The organism is Streptomyces sp. DvalAA-43 (assembly GCF_900091725.1).
Classification (GTDB): domain Bacteria; phylum Actinomycetota; class Actinomycetes; order Streptomycetales; family Streptomycetaceae; genus Streptomyces; species Streptomyces pulveraceus.
On record NZ_FMBW01000040.1, the window covers coordinates 268,377 to 287,021 of the forward strand.

General features: G+C 71.1%; 17 protein-coding genes. 12 read left to right on the top strand and 5 right to left on the bottom strand.

Annotated features, from left to right (window positions below; translation table 11 throughout):
• Positions 1 to 210 precede the first annotated feature (210 nt).
• Positions 211 to 2,106 carry an O-aminophenol oxidase PhsA gene (gene phsA, locus GA0115234_RS13825; RefSeq protein ID WP_093541629.1) on the top strand — a complete coding sequence of 632 codons (1,896 nt, stop codon included), beginning with the start codon at positions 211 to 213 and terminating at the stop codon, positions 2,104 to 2,106.
• A 60-nt stretch (positions 2,107 to 2,166) separates the two neighbouring features.
• Here the strand turns inward: phsA and GA0115234_RS13830 are convergent, their stop codons facing one another.
• Together GA0115234_RS13830 and GA0115234_RS13835 are read right to left on the bottom strand one after the other, a co-directional pair.
• On the bottom strand, positions 2,167 to 3,804 hold the full coding sequence (locus tag GA0115234_RS13830; protein WP_093541350.1) for an amidohydrolase: 1,638 nt from the start codon (positions 3,802 to 3,804) through the stop codon (positions 2,167 to 2,169).
• Positions 3,805 to 3,838: 34 nt separating this feature from the next.
• Positions 3,839 to 5,359, bottom strand: coding sequence for an APC family permease (locus tag GA0115234_RS13835; protein WP_093541352.1), 1,521 nt, complete (start codon positions 5,357 to 5,359; stop codon positions 3,839 to 3,841).
• A gap of 102 nt (positions 5,360 to 5,461) precedes the next feature.
• Here GA0115234_RS13835 and GA0115234_RS13840 point away from each other — a divergent pair, with 102 nt between their 5' ends.
• Complete coding sequence (locus GA0115234_RS13840; protein ID WP_093541353.1) at positions 5,462 to 6,184, top strand: TetR/AcrR family transcriptional regulator; 723 nt, start codon at positions 5,462 to 5,464, stop codon at positions 6,182 to 6,184.
• 88 nt (positions 6,185 to 6,272) lie between these two features.
• Here the strand turns inward: GA0115234_RS13840 and GA0115234_RS13845 are convergent, their stop codons facing one another.
• Positions 6,273 to 6,974, bottom strand: a complete 702-nt coding sequence (locus GA0115234_RS13845; RefSeq protein ID WP_093541355.1) for a FadR/GntR family transcriptional regulator — start codon at positions 6,972 to 6,974, stop codon at positions 6,273 to 6,275.
• Between the two features lie 144 nt (positions 6,975 to 7,118).
• Here GA0115234_RS13845 and GA0115234_RS13850 point away from each other — a divergent pair, with 144 nt between their 5' ends.
• The 3 genes from GA0115234_RS13850 to GA0115234_RS13860 all read left to right on the top strand — a co-directional run bounded on the left by GA0115234_RS13850 (position 7,119) and on the right by GA0115234_RS13860 (position 9,763).
• The gene (locus GA0115234_RS13850; protein ID WP_093541357.1) at positions 7,119 to 7,628 is read left to right on the top strand and encodes a gluconokinase; all 510 of its coding nucleotides are present in this window, start codon (positions 7,119 to 7,121) and stop codon (positions 7,626 to 7,628) included.
• Positions 7,629 to 7,639: 11 nt separating this feature from the next.
• Complete coding sequence (locus GA0115234_RS13855; protein WP_093541358.1) at positions 7,640 to 9,037, top strand: GntP family permease; 1,398 nt, start codon at positions 7,640 to 7,642, stop codon at positions 9,035 to 9,037.
• A gap of 261 nt (positions 9,038 to 9,298) precedes the next feature.
• Complete coding sequence (locus GA0115234_RS13860) at positions 9,299 to 9,763, top strand: ASCH domain-containing protein (RefSeq protein ID WP_093541360.1); 465 nt, start codon at positions 9,299 to 9,301, stop codon at positions 9,761 to 9,763.
• 20 nt (positions 9,764 to 9,783) lie between these two features.
• Here the strand turns inward: GA0115234_RS13860 and GA0115234_RS13865 are convergent, their stop codons facing one another.
• Positions 9,784 to 11,004, bottom strand: coding sequence for a carboxylesterase family protein (locus GA0115234_RS13865; RefSeq protein ID WP_093541362.1), 1,221 nt, complete (start codon positions 11,002 to 11,004; stop codon positions 9,784 to 9,786).
• Positions 11,001 to 12,287, bottom strand: a complete 1,287-nt coding sequence (locus GA0115234_RS13870; RefSeq protein WP_176729164.1) for an MFS transporter — start codon at positions 12,285 to 12,287, stop codon at positions 11,001 to 11,003. Before GA0115234_RS13870 ends, GA0115234_RS13865 begins: the two co-directional genes overlap by 4 nt.
• Positions 12,288 to 12,618: 331 nt before the next feature.
• On the opposite strand from GA0115234_RS13870, the gene GA0115234_RS13875 reads away from it, so the two are divergent.
• Genes GA0115234_RS13875 through GA0115234_RS13905 form a run of 7 tightly spaced genes read left to right on the top strand, consistent with a single transcriptional unit; the run spans position 12,619 to position 18,645 of the window.
• Positions 12,619 to 14,094 (top strand): 2-hydroxymuconic semialdehyde dehydrogenase, encoded by a 1,476-nt coding sequence (locus GA0115234_RS13875; protein WP_093541631.1) that lies wholly within the window; start codon positions 12,619 to 12,621, stop codon positions 14,092 to 14,094.
• A complete protein-coding gene (locus GA0115234_RS13880) occupies positions 14,091 to 14,906 on the top strand; it encodes a 2-keto-4-pentenoate hydratase (protein ID WP_256088714.1) in 816 nt (271 codons plus the stop codon). The genes GA0115234_RS13875 and GA0115234_RS13880 overlap by 4 nt, the downstream gene beginning before the upstream one ends.
• Positions 14,903 to 15,883: an acetaldehyde dehydrogenase (acetylating) gene (locus GA0115234_RS13885; protein WP_093541368.1), complete on the top strand. Its 981-nt coding sequence runs from the start codon at positions 14,903 to 14,905 to the stop codon at positions 15,881 to 15,883. The genes GA0115234_RS13880 and GA0115234_RS13885 overlap by 4 nt, the downstream gene beginning before the upstream one ends.
• Positions 15,880 to 16,911, top strand: a complete 1,032-nt coding sequence (gene dmpG, locus GA0115234_RS13890) for a 4-hydroxy-2-oxovalerate aldolase (RefSeq protein WP_093541370.1) — start codon at positions 15,880 to 15,882, stop codon at positions 16,909 to 16,911. The genes GA0115234_RS13885 and dmpG overlap by 4 nt, the downstream gene beginning before the upstream one ends.
• Positions 16,908 to 17,672 carry a 2-keto-4-pentenoate hydratase gene (locus GA0115234_RS13895; RefSeq protein WP_093541372.1) on the top strand — a complete coding sequence of 255 codons (765 nt, stop codon included), beginning with the start codon at positions 16,908 to 16,910 and terminating at the stop codon, positions 17,670 to 17,672. Before dmpG ends, GA0115234_RS13895 begins: the two co-directional genes overlap by 4 nt.
• Positions 17,672 to 18,127, top strand: coding sequence for a RidA family protein (locus GA0115234_RS13900; protein WP_093541374.1), 456 nt, complete (start codon positions 17,672 to 17,674; stop codon positions 18,125 to 18,127). The genes GA0115234_RS13895 and GA0115234_RS13900 overlap by 1 nt, the downstream gene beginning before the upstream one ends.
• Positions 18,124 to 18,645, top strand: coding sequence for a 3-hydroxyanthranilate 3,4-dioxygenase (locus GA0115234_RS13905; RefSeq protein WP_093541376.1), 522 nt, complete (start codon positions 18,124 to 18,126; stop codon positions 18,643 to 18,645). The genes GA0115234_RS13900 and GA0115234_RS13905 overlap by 4 nt, the downstream gene beginning before the upstream one ends.

Here is an 18,645-nt window from a genome sequence, read left to right on the forward strand (position 1 = left end):
ACGGCGGCGCGCCGCGTTGGCGGGAAACGGCTGCGGTACACCCGGTGGGATGTACCGCTTTCGGTCAGATGGGGCGTATCGCTGAACTCCGGCGGTTTCCAGGCGGTCCTTTGATACGCAGGGGCCGCCGAATCAGTACCTGCGGGGGCAGGGGTCGCGTGGTCCACCAGCAGTGGAATGACGGATCATGGGGGAAAAGCCTTGACCGAGATCACCGAAACCACGGAGAAGACCGGCCGGCGGACCGACGAGCCGGGACCGGCTCCCGCAGCGGCCGCGCTCGGCGCGCCGGTCGGCGGACTCGTGCCGTACACCGACGCGTTGCCCGTCCCGCCGGTGCTCCGCCCGCAGAGCGTTGACGTGCTCCGCGAGACCGAGATCACCCTGTCACCCGCCTGGGTGCGCCTGCACGCGCAGCTGCCGCCGACCCTGATGTGGGGGTACGACGGCACGGTGCCGGGCCCGACCATCGAGGTGCGGCGCGGGGAGCGGATCAGGATCGCCTGGACCAACCGCATCCCCAGGGGCAGCGAGTACCCGGTCACGGCGGTGGAGGTCGGCCCGGTCAAGCCGGACGAGCCGGCACCGCACAACAGTCCCGGGCGCGACGGCGTCGAGCCGAACGCGGACGTCGCCGCGCTGCCCGCCTGGACGGTGACGCATCTGCACGGCGCGCAGACCGGTGGCGGCAACGACGGCTGGGCCGACAACGCGGTCGGCTTCGGCGACGCGCAGCTGTCGGAGTACCCGAACGACCACCAGGCCACCCAGTGGTGGTACCACGACCACGCCATGAACATCACCCGGTGGAATGTGTACGCCGGGCTCGTCGGCACCTATCTGATCAGGGACGACGAGGAGGACGCGCTCGGTCTGCCGTCCGGCGACCGGGAGCTGCCGCTGATCCTCGCCGACCGCAACCTGGACACCGACGCGGACGGCCGGCTCAACGGGCGGCTGCTGCACAAGACGACGGTGGTCACCGAGGCCGACCCGGAGACCGGGAAGCCGGTGTCGCTGCCGTTCCTCGGCCCGTACACCACGGTCAACGGGCGCATCTGGCCGTACCTGGACGTGGACGACGTCTGGTACCGCTTCCGGCTGGTCAACGCGTCCAACGCGCGGATCTACGATCTGGTGCTGGTCGACGACGAGAACAACCCGGTGCCGGGTGTGATCCGGCAGATCGGCAGTGACGGCGGGCTGCTGCCGCGCCCGGTGCCGGTCGACTTCGACGCGGTGCTGCCGGGGCTGACGATCGCCCCGGCCGAGCGGATGGACCTGCTGATCGACTTCTCGGCGCTGGCCGGCCGCCGGGTCCGGCTGGTCAACCGCGGCACGCTCGCGCCGGGGGTGCCGGACCCGGCGTCGAGTGTGCCGTTCCCGCAGGTGATGGAGTTCCGGGTACGGGAGACGGGACGGCCGGACGGTTTCGAGCTGCCCGAGGTGCTGTCCGGTTCCTTCCGGCGGTACGAGCACGGCCGGGTGGAGCACGGGCACCGGCTGGTGGTGCTGACGGTGCCGGGCACGGTCGGCGGCGGCGGTCACCCGGAGATCTGGGAGATGGCGGAGGTCGAGGACGCCACCGGCGTCCAGGTGCCCTCGGACGGTGTCGTCCAGGTCCGGGGCGAGGACGGCACGGTGCGCACGTACCGCAGGATCGCGCGGACCTTCAACGACGGTCTGGGCTTCACGGTGGGCGAAGGCGCCTTCGAGCAGTGGTCGTTCCTCAACCTGGGCGGTCCGACGCATCCGATGCACATCCATCTCGCGGACTTCCAGGTGATGGGCCGGGAGGCGTACGAGCTCGACGGCTTCGACCCGGCGGTGGGCGGGACCCGCTCCCCCGTGGCGTTCGACCACGGCACCACGATCGCCACGGCACCCAACGAGCAGGGCTGGAAGGACGTCTTCCGGGTGCCCGCGGGGCAGATGGTGAAGGTGCTCGGGAGGTTCGACGGGGCGTACGGGCGGTTCATGTACCACTGCCATCTGCTGGAGCACGAGGACATGGGCATGATGCGGCCGTTCGTCGTGATGCCGCCCGAGGCGATGGAGTTCGACCACGGCGCCGGGCACGGCGGCCACCACGGGCACGGCGGCTGACGGTCGCCGGCCCGGACCGGCGGCCCCCGCGGGATCGTTCCGCGGGGGCCGCCGCGCGGCTCAGGCCTCGTGGACCAGCCGGCCGCCCACGTAGGTCCGCAGGACGCGGGTCGCGCCGATCTCCTCGGGCGGGCCCGCGTACGGGTCCCGGTCGAGGACCACCAGGTCGGCGAGGGCGCCGGTGCGGATGGATCCGGTGTCGTCCAGGTGGTTCACGTAGGCGGAGCCCGCCGTGTACGCGGCGATGGCGGCGGTCAGCGAGATGCGCTGCTCCGGCAGGAAGGCCGGTCCCTCGCCGCCGGGGGTGATGCGGTTGACCGCGGTGTGGATGCCGTGCAGCGGATCGGGGCTGCTGACCGGCCAGTCGCTGCCCGCCGCGACGGTCGCGCCGGAGCGCAGCAGGGCGCCGAACGGGTACTGGAGCGCGGCGCGTCCGGCGCCGAGGAAGGGGATGGTCAGCTCGTCCATCTGCGGCTCGTGGGCGGCCCAGAGCGGCTGGATGTTGGCCGTGGCGCCGAGCTCACGGAACCGGGGGATGTCGTCGGGGTGGACGATCTGGAGATGGGCGAGGTGAGGCCGGGTGTCGGTACGGCCGTTGGCGGCGCGGGCGGCCTGCACGGCGTCGAGCGCCTCGCGCACCGCCCGGTCGCCGAGCGCGTGGAAGTGCACCTGGAAGCCGAGGGCGTCCAGCTCGGTGACGTGGCGGCGCAGTTCGGCGGGGTCGACGAAGCTGGTGCCGCGGTTGGTGGTGGCGCAGCCGCAGCCGTCGAGGTAGGGGGCGAGCAGGGCGGCGGTGCCGGTCTCGGCGACGCCGTCCTGCATGATCTTCACCGAGCCGGCCCGGAAGCGTCCGGCGTTCAGCTCCTCGCGCCTGGCGACGAGTCCGGGGATCTGTTCGGCGCCGCGCTCGCGGTCCCACCACAGGGCGCCGACGACGCGTGCGGTCAGCGAGCCGTCCCGGGCGGCGCTCAGATAGGCGTCGGCCGGGTCGTCCATGGAGCCGAAGCCGCCGAGGATGGCGTCCTGCCAGGCGGTGATCCCGTGGGCGTGCAGCAGGCGTTGGGCGCGGAGCAGGGCGGCCAGCCGGTCGGCGGGGGTGGAGCGCGGGGTGTGGCGGGCGACCAGGTCCATGGCGCCCTCCTGGAGGAGGCCGGTGGGCTCGCCGCGCTCGTCGCGTTCGATGCGGCCGTCGGCCGGGTCGGGGGTGTCCCGGGTGATACCGGCGAGGGTCAGGGCGCGGGTGTTGGCCCAGGCGCCGTGGTGGTCGCGGTTGACCAGGTAGGCGGGGCGGTCGGGTACGGCGGTGTCGAGCTGCTCCCTGGTGGGGGCGCCGCCCTCGAAGGCGTCCATGGACCAGCCGCCGCCGGTGATCCACTCCTGGTCGGGGTGGGTGTCGGCGTAGGCCCGGACGGCGGCGACGGTCTCCGTCGCCGTGTGGATGTCGGTGAGGTTGCACCGGGCGAGTTCCAGACCGGCGGTGACCGGGTGGATGTGGGCGTCCTGGAAGCCGGGGAGGAGCAGTCGGCCCGCGAGGTCGACGACTTCGGTACGCGGTCCGGTCAGTTCGCGTACCTCGTCGTGGCCGACCGCGGTGATGCGGCCGTCGGTGACGGCGACGGTGGTGGCGCGGCTGCGGGCCGCGTCCATGGTGAGGACGGGGCCGCCGGTGAGGACGAGGTCGGCGGGGGTGCGGTGCATGGGTGGTTCCGTTCGTTGGAGGTGCCGGGTGCGGTCAGACCGGGTCGGGCACCGGCTCGGGGGCGGTCGTGTCCGCGGGTTCGGGGGCGGTGGAGACGCCGGTGACGAAGTAGGGGGACTTCCTGGCCCACTTGGCCCAGGCGGCCGCCGCCACCCCGGACAGCAGCATGACGGCCGGACAGAAGAGCATGAACCAGCCGTTGTCGGGGCCGGCCTCGAAGTGGTCGGCGGAGGTGTAGAAGGTCCAGCAGAGGTAGCCGCCGAGCCCCAGCAGGACGAGGGCGCTCACCACGGGGAGCACCACGGCGCGCAGCGCCTCGGACGGGCCGTGGTGCAGCGCGTCGCGGAAGCGGACGGCGGCGGCCAGCGCGGTGAGCGCGTAGTAGAGCGAGACGACGACGCCGATCGCGTTGACGGAGGCCAGGATGAGGTCGCCGACCTTCGGGATGACGAGCGAGACGACGGCGAGGGCGGCGGCGATGCAGCCGACCGCGACGGTTCCGGCCGCCGGGGTCCCGTAGCGCGGGCTGATCCTGGTCCAGAACGGGCCGAGCGTGCGGTCGCGGCCCATCGCGAACATGCCGCGCACGGTGGGGATCACGCCGGACTGGAGCGAGGCGACGGCGGAGAACGTGAGGGCGATCAGCGGGAGTGCGGCGAGCGGCTGATCGGCGAGCCGGTCGCCGAGGTAGGTGAGGCCCTGTGCGCCGTGGCCGGTCAACTCGTCGAGGGAGAGGACGCGTTGGAAGGCGAAGGAGCCGAGCAGGAAGAGGCCGAGCATGGTGAACAGGGTGATCAGACCGGCCCGGGAGGCGTCCCTGGGGTCGCGGATCTCCTCGGTGACGCTGAACGTCGACTCGAAGCCCCAGTAGCAGAAGACGGAGAGCAGCAGTCCCTGGGCGAGCTGCTGCCCGGACGGGATGGTGAACGGGTTGATCCAGTCGAGGCTGAAGGGGTGCGGGCCCATGAACAGCCCGTAGCCGCAGAAGCCGAGCAGGACGACGTACTCGAAGACGAGGAGGTACTTCTGGAGGTTGGCGGCGGACCGGAGGCCGGTGACCGCGGTGAGGGTGACGGCGATCAGGACGACGATGCCGAGCGCGGTCGACTGGGCGGTGGAGTCCGGGTCGAGGTGGAGTCCGGCGAGGGTGCGCAGCCCTCCCTCGCCGGCGAGCTGGAGCAGGGCGGAGCCCGTGACGGTCGTGGTGTAGGAGAGGAAGACCACCGTGGAGACGATGCCGATCCAGCCGACGAGGAAGCCCAGCCAGGGGCTGAGGGAGCGGCCGACCCACACATAGCCGCTGCCCATGTTCGGCTCGACCCTGTTGAGCCGGGAGTACGCCCCGGCGATGCCGAGGATCGGCAGGAACGCGAGCAGCATGATGATCGGCAGATGCAGGCCGACGGCGCCCGCGGTCACGCCGAGCCCGATGCCGATGCTGGAGGTGGCGGCCGTGGAGGACGCGGCGATGACGACGCCGTCCACGACACCGAGGCTCCTCTTCAGCGTCGCCGGTGCCGGTGGGTCGCTGCCGTAGGGGGTGGGTGAGTCCATCACGGAGGCTCCTTCGCCGAGGGGCGCTCTTCGGCCCCGGTGGCGGCACATCGAACTCTTCGACGGGTTCACACGTCAACGGCGTTGTCATAAGGTGCGCCCATGAGCGCGAGCGAGCGGGTGGTACCGGAGGGCGCGCGGCGCCGCAGGCGCCCCACCAAGCAGGGCACGGTGCTGTCCGAGCAGCTGATCGTGGAGACGACACTGCGGCTGATCGGTGAGCACGGGGCGGCCGCGCTCACCGTGCGTCGGCTCGGCGCGGCGCTGGGCTGCGATCCGAGCGCGCTGTACCGGTACTTCCGGGACACGGACGAGCTGTTGCTCGCGGTGGCCGACGAGCTGATCGGCCGAACGATGCGCGGCTGGCGGCCGACGGGCGACTGGCGGGCCGATCTGCGCACCCTCGGCCTGCGGATGCACGCGGACTATCTGGCGCACCCCCAGGCGGCGACGCTGACCTGTGCCCGGGTGACCGGGCGGACCCATGAGATCCGGTCGGTGGAGGCGATCCTCGGGGTGCTGCGCGGGGCGGGGTTCCCGGATGCCGAGGCGGTGCGGATCTACCACGTCTTCGTCGACCAGACGCTGTCGTTCGCGGCGCTGGACGCGTCCACGCTGGTGCTGACGGAGCGGGCCCGCACCCAGGAGGTGCGGACCTGGCCGGACACCTACGCCCGGCTCCCGGCCGGGACCCATCCGAACATCGCGGCGACGGCGGGGGCGCTGGTCGCGGAGATGGACCGCAGCGGGTATCCGGCGGCGCTGGAGATGGTGCTGGCGGCGGCAGCGGCGCGGTTGGGGCACGTGCGCACGACTGCGCCATAGCGACGCGGGCGGTGCGGCGGGGGCGTACGCCGGACTGCGCGGCCGGGGCGTACACCGGGCTTGCGCCGGACTGCGCGGCGGTACGGGCTCAGGGTGCGAGGACGTCCAGCTCGTGCAGGGCGCCCACCGCGATCTCCTTCGTCAGCCGCTCCGCCTCCACGGCGTCGCCCTCGCGGACCGCCTCGGCGAGCCGGACGTGGAGGGTGACCGCGGCCGGGTCCGGGTCCTCGAACATCACCTGGTGGTGGGTGCGGCCCGCCAGGACCTCGGCGACGACATCGCCGAGCCGCGCGAACATCTCGTTGCCGGAGGCGTTGAGCACGATCCGGTGGAACGCGATGTCGTGCTCCAGATAGCCCTCCAGCTGCTGGCCGCGCGAGGTGGCGACCATGCCGAGCGCGCATTCGGTGAGGGCGGCGCACTGCTCCGGGGTGGCGTTGCGGGCGGCGAGTCCGGCCGCGACGGGCTCGATCGCCGAACGCAGCACGGTCAGGGAGCGCAGCTGGCGCGGTCGGTCGGCGCCGGCCAGCCGCCAGCGGATGACCTGCGGGTCGTAGACGTTCCACGCCTCGGTGGGCCGGACGGTCACACCGACCCGGCGCCGGGACTCGACCAGGTGCATGGATTCCAGGACGCGGATCACTTCGCGTACGACGGTGCGCGAGACGTCGAAGCGCTGGGCCAGCTCATCGGTGCGCAGGACCTGCCCCGGCGGGTGCTCCCCGGCGGCGATCTCCAGACCCAGGGTGTCCAGCACATGTGTATGCAGCCCAGGGCCCTGTGTGGTCATGAGCACAGCCTACGGGGCACCCTTCAGGAACAAAAAGTACGACGTTTATGTCACAGCATCTTGAATAAGTCGTACGTATAGGTTTCAGTAGCGCGACGGACCGATGTCGAGGAAGACATCGAAGAAGACTGCGAGGCACCACCAATGAGCACCCCCCACGTCGTCGTGGTGATGGGCGTAGCAGGGACCGGCAAGACCACGATCGGCCCCCTGCTCGCCGCCGGACTCGGCGTTCCGTACGCAGAGGGCGATGACTTCCATCCCGCGGCGAACATCGCCAAGATGTCGGCCGGTACCCCGCTGGACGACTCCGACCGGTGGCCCTGGCTCGACGCGATCGGCCAGTGGGCGCACGGCCGGGCGGGGCTCGGCGGAGTGGTGAGCAGCTCTGCGCTCAAGCGGGTCTACCGGGACCGGCTGCGCGCCGAGGCACCCGGCGCGGTCTTCCTCCATCTGACCGGCGACCGGGCGTTGATCGAGACGCGCATGGCGGAGCGCAAGGGGCACTTCATGCCCACCGCGCTGCTCGACTCGCAGTTCGCCACCCTGCAGCCGCTGCAGGAGGACGAGGCCGGTGTCTCGGTCGACGTGTCCGGCACCCCCGAAGAAATCACCCAGCGAGCCGTCGCCGCGTTGCGCCGGCTCGGAAACTAAGGATCACCACCGTGACCAGTCTCAGCGTCGAGATGTTGGCAGCGGACGCCGTCGAACCGATCACTTCGGCAGGCAACGCGCAGTTGGGTATCGCCGTTCTGGCGGGCATCGCCGTCATCGTTCTGCTCATCACCAAGTTCAAGATGCACGCGTTCCTCGCGCTGACCATCGGCTCGCTGGCGCTCGGCTCGTTCGCGGGCGCCGCCCCGGCCAAGACGATCGCCAGCTTCACCGCCGGCCTCGGCTCGACCGTCGCGGGTGTCGGCGTGCTCATCGCGCTCGGCGCGATCCTGGGCAAGCTGCTCGCCGACTCCGGTGGCGCGGACCAGATCGTCGACACCATCCTCGCGAAGGCGAGCAGGCGCTCGATGCCGTGGGCGATGGTCCTGATCGCCTCGATCATCGGTCTGCCGCTCTTCTTCGAGGTCGGCATCGTGCTGCTGATCCCGGTGGTGCTGCTGGTCGCCAAGCGTGGCAACTTCTCGCTGATGCGGATCGGAATCCCGGCGCTGGCCGGTCTCTCCGTGATGCACGGTCTGATCCCGCCGCACCCCGGCCCGCTGGTGGCGATCGACGCCCTCGGCGCCAACCTCGGTGTCACGCTGGCTCTGGGTGTGCTGGTCGCGATCCCGACCGTGATCATCGCGGGGCCGGTCTTCTCCCGCTACGCCGCGCGCTGGGTGGACATCAAGGCTCCGGAGAAGATGATTCCGCAGCGTCCCTCGGAGGACCTCGACCGCCGCCCCAGCTTCGGCGCCACTCTGGCGACGATTCTGCTGCCGGTCGTGCTGATGCTGATCAAGGCGCTGGTCGACATCGTCGTGGACGATCCTGAGCAGAGCCTCCAGAAGGTCACCGATGTGATCGGCTCGCCGCTGATCGCGCTCCTCGCGGCCGTGATAGTCGGCATGTTCACGCTGGGCCGGGCCGCCGGTTTCTCCAAGGGCCGGCTCTCCACCACCGTCGAGAAGTCCCTTGCCCCGATCGCCGGTGTGCTGCTGATCGTGGGCGCGGGCGGCGGTTTCAAGCAGACCCTCATCGACGCCGGTGTGGGCCAGATGATCCTGGACTTCTCCAAGGACTGGTCGATCCCGGCGCTGCTGCTGGGCTGGCTGATCGCCGTGGCGATCCGGCTCGCGACCGGTTCGGCGACCGTGGCCACCATCTCGGCGGCCGGTCTGGTCGCCCCGCTGGCCGCCGACATGTCGACGTCCCACGCCGCCCTGCTGGTCCTCGCCGTCGGCGCGGGCTCGCTCTTCTTCAGCCATGTCAACGACGCCGGGTTCTGGCTGGTGAAGGAGTACTTCGGCATGAACGTCGGTCAGACGATCAAGACCTGGTCGGTGATGGAGACCATCATCTCCGTGGTCTCGCTGGCCTTCATCCTGCTGCTTTCGCTGGTCGTCTAGGGCCTGTCCCGACGACCGGCCGCCCGCACGGTCCTCCCCCCACAGCGCGATGCTGTGACCGTGCCCGAGGGCGCCCGACCGCCCCGGAGCGCATGCCACGGCATGCCCCCGGGTCGGCGGGCGCCCTCGCCATATGCCCGGCCGTCGCGATCCCCGCGGCGAGCACCGCCGCCAACGCCGCTGACCCGCAGCCCAGTTGACGACACCGGCCGGGCTTTCGGCCCGGCTCCGCGCCCCGGCGGGCATGTCAGACTTGGCGCCATGTCGAACCATGAACCCCTCAAGGCCTTTCTGCTCGCCTTCCCCGGACCCGTGCGCGACCGGTTGGTGGGGGCGGTGCTCGCCGGTACGAAGGTGTCGACGACCGGGCTGCTCGCGGAGTACGAGGCGGAGAAGGAGGAGCTGCCTCCGGTGGGCGAACGGTCCGCGCTGATCGACTCGGACGGCCGGGAGACCGCGGTGCTGGAGGTGACGGAGGTGCGGGTGCTGCGCCTCGGCGATGTGGACCTCCAGCACGCGATCGACGAGGGCGAGGGTCACGCCTCGGTCGCCGAGTGGCGCGCGGACCACGAGAGGTTCTGGCACAGCGAGGAGATGCGGGAGGCGCTCGGCGACCCGGAATTCACCGTGGACGACGACACCATGGTCGTCGTCGAGCGGTTCCGGGTCGTCGAGCTGCTGACCCCCGTCGAGGGGGCGGACAGCGAGGGGGCGGACAGCCAGTAGACCGGGCGGGCCACGCGGCGCTACGGCCGTGGGGCGAGGATCTCCCGGCAGGTCAGCGGGGGCGCGACGGCACCGGGACGGCCGGTGCGGACAAAGGCGATCCAGGTGGCGCGCACGGCCCTGCCCAGCTCGTCCACCTCCTCCCAGGTGGTGTCGCCCAGCATCGGGGAGTCCCGCCAGGCGGCCCGGGAGCCGAGGAGCAGCGGCAGTTCCACGCAGTGGGTGGCGCCGTACTCCGATCCGGCCGGGCGCCAGTCCAGCCGGTAGGCGTGCACCCGGGCCCCGGCCCGGACGAGCTGTTGCCCGAGGGCGGTCAGCGGTTCGGCGTACATCCGCCGGGTCGGCTCCGCCGGGTCGCCGTTCCCGCTCTTCTCTCCGGGGAAGGCCGACATGTCGTCCGCGTTCCAGCCGTACATGATGTCCAGGCCGCGGACGTGCGGTCCGGGGGCGGCGACGGCCGTGCCGACGGGGCCGAACGGCGGCTCCAGGGTGGAGCCGGAACGTTCCCGGTGGGCGAGCCCGGTGTCCCGTTGCGCCGCGAGCACGGCTGCCTGGCCGGCGGTACGCGGGCCGTCGCCGGGGGCGTGCACCGCGAGCCGCTCGCCGAAGATCCGGCCGAGGGCTTCGGCATCGGCCCGGGGCCGGGTGGCGATCGCCAGCGGCGCGCTCTGCAGGATCGCGCGGCGGAACAGCCCCCGGGCCTCGGGCAGCTCCATCAGCAGCCGGATGGAGAGCGCCCCGGCGGACTGCCCGAAGACCGTGACATCGGCGGGGTCGCCGCCGTACGCGGCGATGTGCCTCCGCACCCAGCGGAGCGCTTCGAGCTGGTCGTACAGGCCGAGATTGCCCTCGGACACCCCGTCGAGGCAGAGGTATCCGAGTGCGCCGACGCGGTAGTTGACGGCCACCACGACGACATCGCCCTCGGTGGCGAGTGCCCCGCCGTCGTACCAGTCCATGAGGCCCGCGCCGCTGCTGTACCCGCCGCCGTGGAACCAGACCATCACCGGCCGCGCCGCGCTGTCGCGGCCGGGTGTGGTGACGGTCAGGTTCAGACAGTCCTCGCCCTGCGGGTGCCGGTCGAGCGGAGGTCCCATCACCGCGTCAAGCCTGGACGGCAGTTGCGGACAGATCTCGCCGGTGGGCGGGCGGTCGCCGTCACGCACCGGGCGGGGCCGCGCGAAGCGCTCGGCGACGGCGTAACGGACCGGGCCGGACCGGACCACGGCGGGGCCGGTCACGCGGTGCCTCCGGAGAGCGATTCCATCGGCGCCGGGACCGGCTCGGGCGCGCCCTCGGGCACCAGGCGGAACAGCGCGACGGCCCCGGCGAGGCTGACGCCGCAGATCCCGACGAGGTACCACGTCACCCCGGTCGACGACCCGCCGGAGTTGAGCAGCGCCGTGGAGATCATGGGGGCCAGACCACCGCCGAGGATGGCGCCGCCCTGAAGGATCACCGAGGAGCCCGAGTAGCGGACGTTGACGGGGAAGGTGTCGACGATGATGCTGCCCTGCACGCAGTGGGTGACCGGGATGATGAGTCCCATGCCGAGCAGCGCGACGACCGCGAGGGCGGAGTTGCCGGTATCGAGCAGTGGGAAGAAGGCGACGCACCAGAGAAGGATGGCGGCGGATCCGGCGATGAACATGGTCCGGCGGCCGTGCCGGTCGGCGATCTTCGTCCACACCGGAATGGTCACGAACCACAGGGCCGCAGCGACCGTGACGCTCACGATGAGGAACTGCTTGTCGTAGCCGAGGTGCTGGGAGCCGTAGGACAGCGTGAAGACCATGAACACATAGGCGACGGCCGAGTTGGCCACGACGGCGAGCAGGGTCAGCGCGAGCCGGGGGAAGCCGACCTTCATCGATTCGGCCAGCGGGAACCTGACCACTTGGTCCTGGGCCCGGACGCGGTCGAAGGACGGTGACTCGGTCACCCGTAGCCGGATCACCAGCCCCACGGCCACCAGGACGAAACTGAGCAGGAACGGGATGCGCCAGCCCCACGAGGTGAACGCGTGGTCGCCCATGACCGCGTTGGTGACCAGGAAGATCACATTGGCCAGCACCAGGCCGCCCGGTGTGCCCATCTGCGGGAAGCCCGCGTAGAGGTTCTTCTTGCCCGGTGGCGCGTGTTCCATCGACATGAGGGTCGCTCCGGCGCCCTCGCCGCCGAGTCCGATGCCCTGGATGACGCGCAGCGTGACCAGGAGGACGGGTGCCCAGAATCCGATGGTGTCGTAGCTCGGGATGGCGCCGATGAGGGTGGAGCCGATCCCCATCAGGACGAGGGAGACCACCAGCGTCGCCTTGCGGCCGATGCGGTCGCCGTAGTGGCCGAAGACCAGGCCGCCGAGGGGGCGGGCGATGAAGCCGACGGCGAAGGTGCTGAAGGCGGCCAGGGTGCCGGCGGCGGGGCTGAGCGAGGGGAAGAACTGCTGGTTGAAGATGAGCGCCGCGGCTGTTCCGTAGAGGAAGAAGTCGTACCACTCCAGCGTGGTGCCCGCGAGCGTGGCCAGGGCGGTTCTGCCGGCAGTGGCTCGGGCGCCGCCCGAGTGTTCTTCGTGAGGTGAAGTGTTCACGGGGTGACCTATCACTTGGATGGCGGGCTGTGGGCGGTTCGCCCCGGACAGCCGCTACGACGGCCGGGCTTCACCCGTCGTCAACCGTGGATCCTGATGCCCTGAGACATGACACACAAATGCCGAATCGGGGACCAGTCATACCCGTTCGGGTATAGCGGAGACCTGATATCCGCAATGCGCGGGACCCTGGGTATGCCATTTCAGTTATGGCTCCGCACGAGAATCGCATTTGTCCGGCATGGCTGTGCCGATCACAGTGGGACGCATGACGGCAGAGACTGGGCGGTGGATCCGCAACTTCGTGGCCGGGCAGTTCGTGGAGCCCGACGAGAACCGCAGCTTCGACAAGACCGACCCCGCCACCGGCCGGGTGTTCGCCCGGGTGCACGAGGCGGACAGGGAGCTGGTGGACCGCGCGGTGAACGCGGCCCGGCGCGCCCTGCACGACGGGTGGGCGACGACACCGGTACGGGAGCGGGCCGCGCTGCTGCGCCGGGCCGCGGACCGGATCGAGGAGCGCTTCGAGGAGTTCGTCGCGGCGGAGGTCGCCGACACCGGCAAGCCGGTCACCCAGGCCCGGGAGCTGGATGTCGCACGCGCGCTGGCGAACTTCCGCACCTTCGCCGACGTGGTGGCCGCCGCCGGCCAGGAGTCCTTCCTCACCGACCTCGCGGGCGGCCGGCAGGCGCTCAACTACGCGGTGCGCAAGCCGCTCGGCGTCGTCGCGGTCGTCGTCCCCTGGAATCTGCCCCTCCTGCTGCTGACCTGGAAGGTCGCCCCCGCACTGGCCTGCGGCAACGCCCTGGTCGTCAAGCCCAGTGAGGAGACCCCGGCCACCGCCACGCTGCTGGCCGAGGTACTCGCCGAGGTCGGGCTGCCCGCCGGGGTGTACAACGTCGTCCACGGCTTCGGCGGCGACTCCGCCGGTGAGTACGTGACCTCGCACCCGGGGATCGACGGGGTGACCTTCACCGGCTCGTCGGCCACCGGCTCGCACGTCATGAAGACCGTCGCGCCCCGCGTCCGTCCGGTCTCCTTCGAACTCGGCGGCAAGAACGCCGCCGTCGTCTTCGACGACGTCGACCTCGACGAGGCGCTGACCGGGCTGACCAAGTCCGTCTTCACCAACACCGGCCAGGTCTGCCTGTGCACCGAGCGGGTCTACGTACAGCGCTCGGTCTTCGCCGATATCGCCGAGGGGCTCGCCGAGCGGGCCCGGAGCCTGCGGCTGGGCGACCCACTGGACGAGCGGACCACCACCGGACCGCTGATCTCCCCGACCCACCGGGACAAGGTGCTGAGCTACTTCGACCTGGCCGAGCGGGCCGGGGCGAAGGTGCTCACCGGCGGCGGGGTGCCGCAGCTCGGCCCCGGCCTCGCGGGCGGCTCGTGGATCGAGCCGACGCTGTGGACGGGCCTGACCAACGCCGACCGGCCCGTGCGCGAGGAGATCTTCGGCCCGGTGGCCGCCCTGATCCCCTTCGACACCGAGGCGGAGGCCATCGCCCTGGCCAATGACACCGAGTACGGTCTCGCGGCTTCCGTGTGGACCAACGACCTGCGCCGCGGCCACCGGGTGGCGCAGTCCATGAACGTCGGCATGGCCTGGGTCAACACCTGGTTCCTGCGCGATCTGCGCTCCCCCTTCGGCGGTGTCGGGCTCTCCGGCATCGGCCGCGAGGGCGGCGAGTCCTCCCTGCACTTCTACACCGAGCCGACGAATGTGTGCGTACAGCTGTGACCGATCACGACTCCCCCGATCTGCCCGCACGGATCGAGTCGGCCGCGGCACGGCTGACCGCCGCCGCCGGCTCGCGCACCCCGTGCGCTCCCGTCCGGGAGTTCCTGGGCCGCGCGGACATCGACGCCGCCTATGAGGTGCAACGCCGGGTCGCGGCCGGCCGGATCGCCGCCGGAGCCCGGGTGGTGGGCGCCAAGATCGGCCTCACCGCGCCTTCCGTACAGCAGCAGTTCGGTGTGTTCCGCCCCGACTTCGGGGTGCTCTTCGACGACATGATGTACGCCCACACCGAACCGCTGCCGCTGAACCGCTTCCTCCAGCCGCGTGCGGAGGGCGAGATCGCTTTCGTGCTCGGCCAGGACATCGACCGGCCCGGGGCGGGCGTCGCCGATGTGCTGCGAGCCACCGAGTTCGTGCTGCCCGCCATCGAGATCGTCGATTCCCGGATCACCGGCTGGGACCTGGCCATCACCGACACGGTCGCCGACAACGCCTCCAGCGGGGCGTTCGTGCTCGGCACCACTCCGTATCCGCTGAGCGGGCTCGACCTGTCCCGGGTCGGCATGGTGCTCCAGCGGGACGGCGAGCCGGTCTCCTTCGGCGCGGGACACGCCTGCCTGGGCTCCCCGGTCGTCGCCGTGGCCTGGCTGGCACGCGAACTGGCCGCCCGAGAGCAGCCGTTGCGCGCCGGAGACGTCGTCATGTCGGGGGCGCTGGGCCCGATGGTGCCGATCGGCGGTCCCGGCCGGTACCGGCTGGCACTGGACGGGCTCGGCGAGGTCGAGGCAGTCATCGAGGAGGAGACCAAGTGAGTTCCCACGCGGGCGGCACAGCGGCCGGCCATGCTTCCGGCACCGTCCCGGTCGCCGTCATCGGGTCCGGCAACATCGGAACCGACCTCATGATCAAGGTGCTGCGGCTCTCGAAGACGCTGCGCATGGGCGCGATGGTGGGCATCGACCCTGACTCCGACGGCCTGGCCCGCGCCGCCCGGCTCAAGGTGGCCACCACGCACCGCGGTATCGACGGGCTGGTGGAGCTGCCCGGCTTCGCCGACATCAAGGTCATCTTCGACGCCACCTCGGCCAAGGCCCATGTGCGCAACGCCCGGATCGCCGCGGAGCACGGGAAGCTGATGATCGACCTCACTCCGGCGGCCCTCGGGCCGTTCGTGGTGCCGTCGGTCAATCTCGACGAGCACCTCGCCGCCGGGGACGTCAACATGGTCACCTGCGGCGGTCAGGCGACCATTCCGGTCGTCGCCGCGATCTCCCGGATCGCGCCGGTCGCGTACGGGGAGATCGTCGCCTCCATCGCCTCGAAGTCGGCCGGTCCCGGGACCCGGGCCAATATCGACGAGTTCACCGAGACCACCGGTGCGGCGATCCGCCTGGTCGGCGGCGCCGAGGTGGGCAAGGCCATCATCGTGCTCAACCCGGCCGAGCCCCCGCTCGCCATGCGCGACACGGTCTTCTGCCTCGTCGAGGGCGAGCTGTCCGACGCCGACCGGGACCGGATCGTGGCCTCCGTCGAGCAGATGGCGCAGTCGGTACGGGAGTACGTGCCCGGCTACCGGCTCAAGCAGGACGTCCAGTTCGACGCGGTCGAGGACACCGTCGTCCCGGCCCTGGGCCGACGGGTCACCGGGGTCAGGGTCTCGGTGTTCCTGGAGGTGCTGGGCGCCGGCCACTACCTGCCCGACTACGCGGGCAATCTCGACATCATGACCTCCGCCGCGGTCCGCACCGCGGAGAAGATCGCCGCACTCCGAGGATGGGTGACCTCATGAAGCTGTACGTCCAGGACGTGACCCTGCGCGACGGCATGCACGCCATGGGGCACATGTACACCGTCGACCAGGTGCGCCGGATCGTCGCCGCGCTCGACCGGTCCGGGGTCGCGGCCATCGAGGTCGCGCACGGTGACGGTCTCGGCGGTTCGAGCGCGAACTACGGGTTCGGCGCGCACAGCGACGAGGAGTGGATCGAAGCCGCGGCGGACGTCCTCGAACACGCGAAGCTGACCACCCTGCTGCTGCCCGGCATCGGCACGATCGACCATCTGCGCCGGGCCCACGCGCTCGGGGTGCGCAGCGTGCGCGTCGCGACGCACTGCACCGAGGCCGACGTCAGCGCGCAGCACATCTCCTGGGCCCGGGAGAACGGGATGGATGTGTCCGGGTTCCTGATGATGAGCCATCTCAACTCCCCCGGGGGCCTGGCCCGTCAGGCCGCGCTGATGGAGTCGTACGGCGCGCACTGCGTCTATGTCACCGACTCCGGCGGGCGTCTGACGATGCGTGAGGTCGCCGACCGGGTCGACGCGTACCGCGAGGTGCTCGACGAGGCGACCGAGATCGGTATCCATGCCCACGAGAACCTCTCGCTGTCGGTCGCGAACAGCGTGACCGCCGTGGAGCACGGCGCGTACCGCGTCGACGTGGCACTGGCCGGGCAGGGCGCCGGGGCCGGGAACTGCCCGGCGGAGCCGTTCGTCGCCGTCGCGGACCTGCTGGGCTGGGAGCACGGTTGCGATCTGTTCGCGCTCCAGGACGCCGCCGACGACATCATCCGCCCGCTGCGCGACCGGCCGGTCCAGGTGGACCGGGAGACCCTGACGCTCGGCTACGCCGGTGTCTACTCCAGCTTCCTGCTGCACGCCGAACGTGCGGGGCGGCGCTACGGGGTCGACACCCGGGAGATCCTCCTGGAGGTCGGACGGAGGCAGATGGTGGGCGGCCAGGAGGACCTGATCGTGGACATCGCACTGGACCTGGCCGCGCGGCGCGAGGCCCTGAAGGAAGGGAGCAGCAAGTGATTCCGGCGGAACTGACCGGCATATTGGCTCAACGGCTCGACACGGCGCAGACGTCCCGCAGGGACACCCCGAGCCTCGCCGACAGCCATGAGTTCGACATCGACGACGCGTACGCCGTGCAGGCGGCGCTGCTGGCGCTGCGGGTGGCGCGCGGCGAGCGGATCGTGGGCGTGAAGCTGGGGTTCACCAGCAAGGCGAAGATGGCCCAGATGGGTGTCTCCGACGTGATCGTGGGCCGGCTGACGGACGCGATGAGGATCGCGGACGGCGATGAGGTCGATCTGTCGCGCTTCATCCACCCGAAGGCCGAGCCTGAGGTCGCGTACCGGCTCGGCCGGGACGTGGACCTGGACGATCCGCTGACGAGCATCGAGTCCTGTGTGGACGCGGTGGCCCCGGCCATCGAGATCATCGACTCGCGTTACCGGGACTTCCGGTTCACGTACACCGATGTCGTCGCGGACAACACCTCCGCGGCCGGTTACGCGATCGGCCCGTGGCGGCCCCTGGAGAGCGTCGCCAACCGGGCGGTCCGGCTGCGTACCGCGACGGCGGACTCGGTCGGTTCGACCGCCGCGATCCTCGGCGACCCGGTGCGCGCGCTCCACGCGCTGCTGGACATGTGCCGACGCCGCCGCATTCCGCTGAAGGCCGGTCAGGTGGTACTCGCGGGGGCGGCCACGGCGGCCGTGCGGCTGGTGCCCGGCGTCACCGAGTGCGAGGTGGCGGGGCTGGGATCCGTCGCAGTGAAGGGGTTCTGATGAGCGGCTCACGGGTGATCGAGGGCAAGGCCACTCCGCGCGGGCGCTTCCCCCATGTGAAGGTCGTCGGGGACCTGGTGTTCGTCTCCGGGACCAGTTCGCGCCGGCCCGACAACACGTTCGTGGGGGTCGAGGCCGATGAGTTCGGCACCACGGAGCTGGACATCCGGGCCCAGACCCGGGCGGTGATCGAGAACATCCGGGACATCCTCGCCGAGGTGGGCGCCGAGCTCTCCGACATCGCCCAGATCACCACCTATCTGGTGTCCATGAACGACTTCGGCGGATACAACGAGGTCTACGGCGAGTTCTTCGACGAGCGGGGACCGACCCGGACGACCGTCGCGGTGCACCAGCTGCCGCATCCCCATCTGCTGATCGAGATCCAGGCCGTCGCCCATCTGCCGCGGCCCCGCCCGTCACACACAGACCACAGCACGGAGGTGCCGTCATGACCGCCATTCCCCCGGTCATCGATTTCCAGGGCTGGATCACCGAGCACGAGCACCTGCTCAAGCCGCCGGTGAACAACCGCACCATGTCCCTGGGCCAGGACTTCATCGTCCAGGTCGTCGGCGGGCCCAACCAGCGGACCGATTTCCACCTCGACCCGTACGAGGAGTGGTTCTACCAGGTCAAGGGCGATATGCACGTCAACCTCATGACCGAGGACGGACCGCGGACCGTACACATCCGGCAGGGCGAGGTCTGGCTGCTGCCCGGCAATGTGCCGCACTCCCCGCAGCGGCCGGACGCCGGTTCGATCGGGCTGGTCATCGAGCGGGTCCGGGAGGAGGGCACCCTGGAGAAGTTCCAGTGGTACTGCCCCGAGTGCGCCACGAAGATCCATGAGGTCGAACTCCAGGTGCGGGACATCGTCGCGGATCTGCCGCCGGTCTTCGCCGAGTTCTACGGCGACGAGACGGCGCGCACGTGCCCCGAGTGCGGTGCTCTGCATCCCGGGAAGGGCTGA

What these genes read in the sequence shown, in the direction of transcription:
- GA0115234_RS13835 (WP_093541352.1), bottom strand. Translation starts at nt 5,359, where the DNA reads ATGGACTCACCCACCCCCTACGGCAGCGACCCACCGGCACCGGCGACG.
- GA0115234_RS13900 (WP_093541374.1), top strand. Translation starts at nt 17,672, where the DNA reads ATGAGCGGCTCACGGGTGATCGAGGGCAAGGCCACTCCGCGCGGGCGC.
- GA0115234_RS13830 (WP_093541350.1), bottom strand. Translation starts at nt 3,804, where the DNA reads ATGCACCGCACCCCCGCCGACCTCGTCCTCACCGGCGGCCCCGTCCTC.
- GA0115234_RS13840 (WP_093541353.1), top strand. Translation starts at nt 5,462, where the DNA reads ATGAGCGCGAGCGAGCGGGTGGTACCGGAGGGCGCGCGGCGCCGCAGG.
- GA0115234_RS13875 (WP_093541631.1), top strand. Translation starts at nt 12,619, where the DNA reads ATGACGGCAGAGACTGGGCGGTGGATCCGCAACTTCGTGGCCGGGCAG.
- GA0115234_RS13905 (WP_093541376.1), top strand. Translation starts at nt 18,124, where the DNA reads ATGACCGCCATTCCCCCGGTCATCGATTTCCAGGGCTGGATCACCGAG.
- GA0115234_RS13845 (WP_093541355.1), bottom strand. Translation starts at nt 6,974, where the DNA reads ATGACCACACAGGGCCCTGGGCTGCATACACATGTGCTGGACACCCTG.
- GA0115234_RS13860 (WP_093541360.1), top strand. Translation starts at nt 9,299, where the DNA reads ATGTCGAACCATGAACCCCTCAAGGCCTTTCTGCTCGCCTTCCCCGGA.
- dmpG (WP_093541370.1), top strand. Translation starts at nt 15,880, where the DNA reads ATGAAGCTGTACGTCCAGGACGTGACCCTGCGCGACGGCATGCACGCC.
- GA0115234_RS13850 (WP_093541357.1), top strand. Translation starts at nt 7,119, where the DNA reads ATGAGCACCCCCCACGTCGTCGTGGTGATGGGCGTAGCAGGGACCGGC.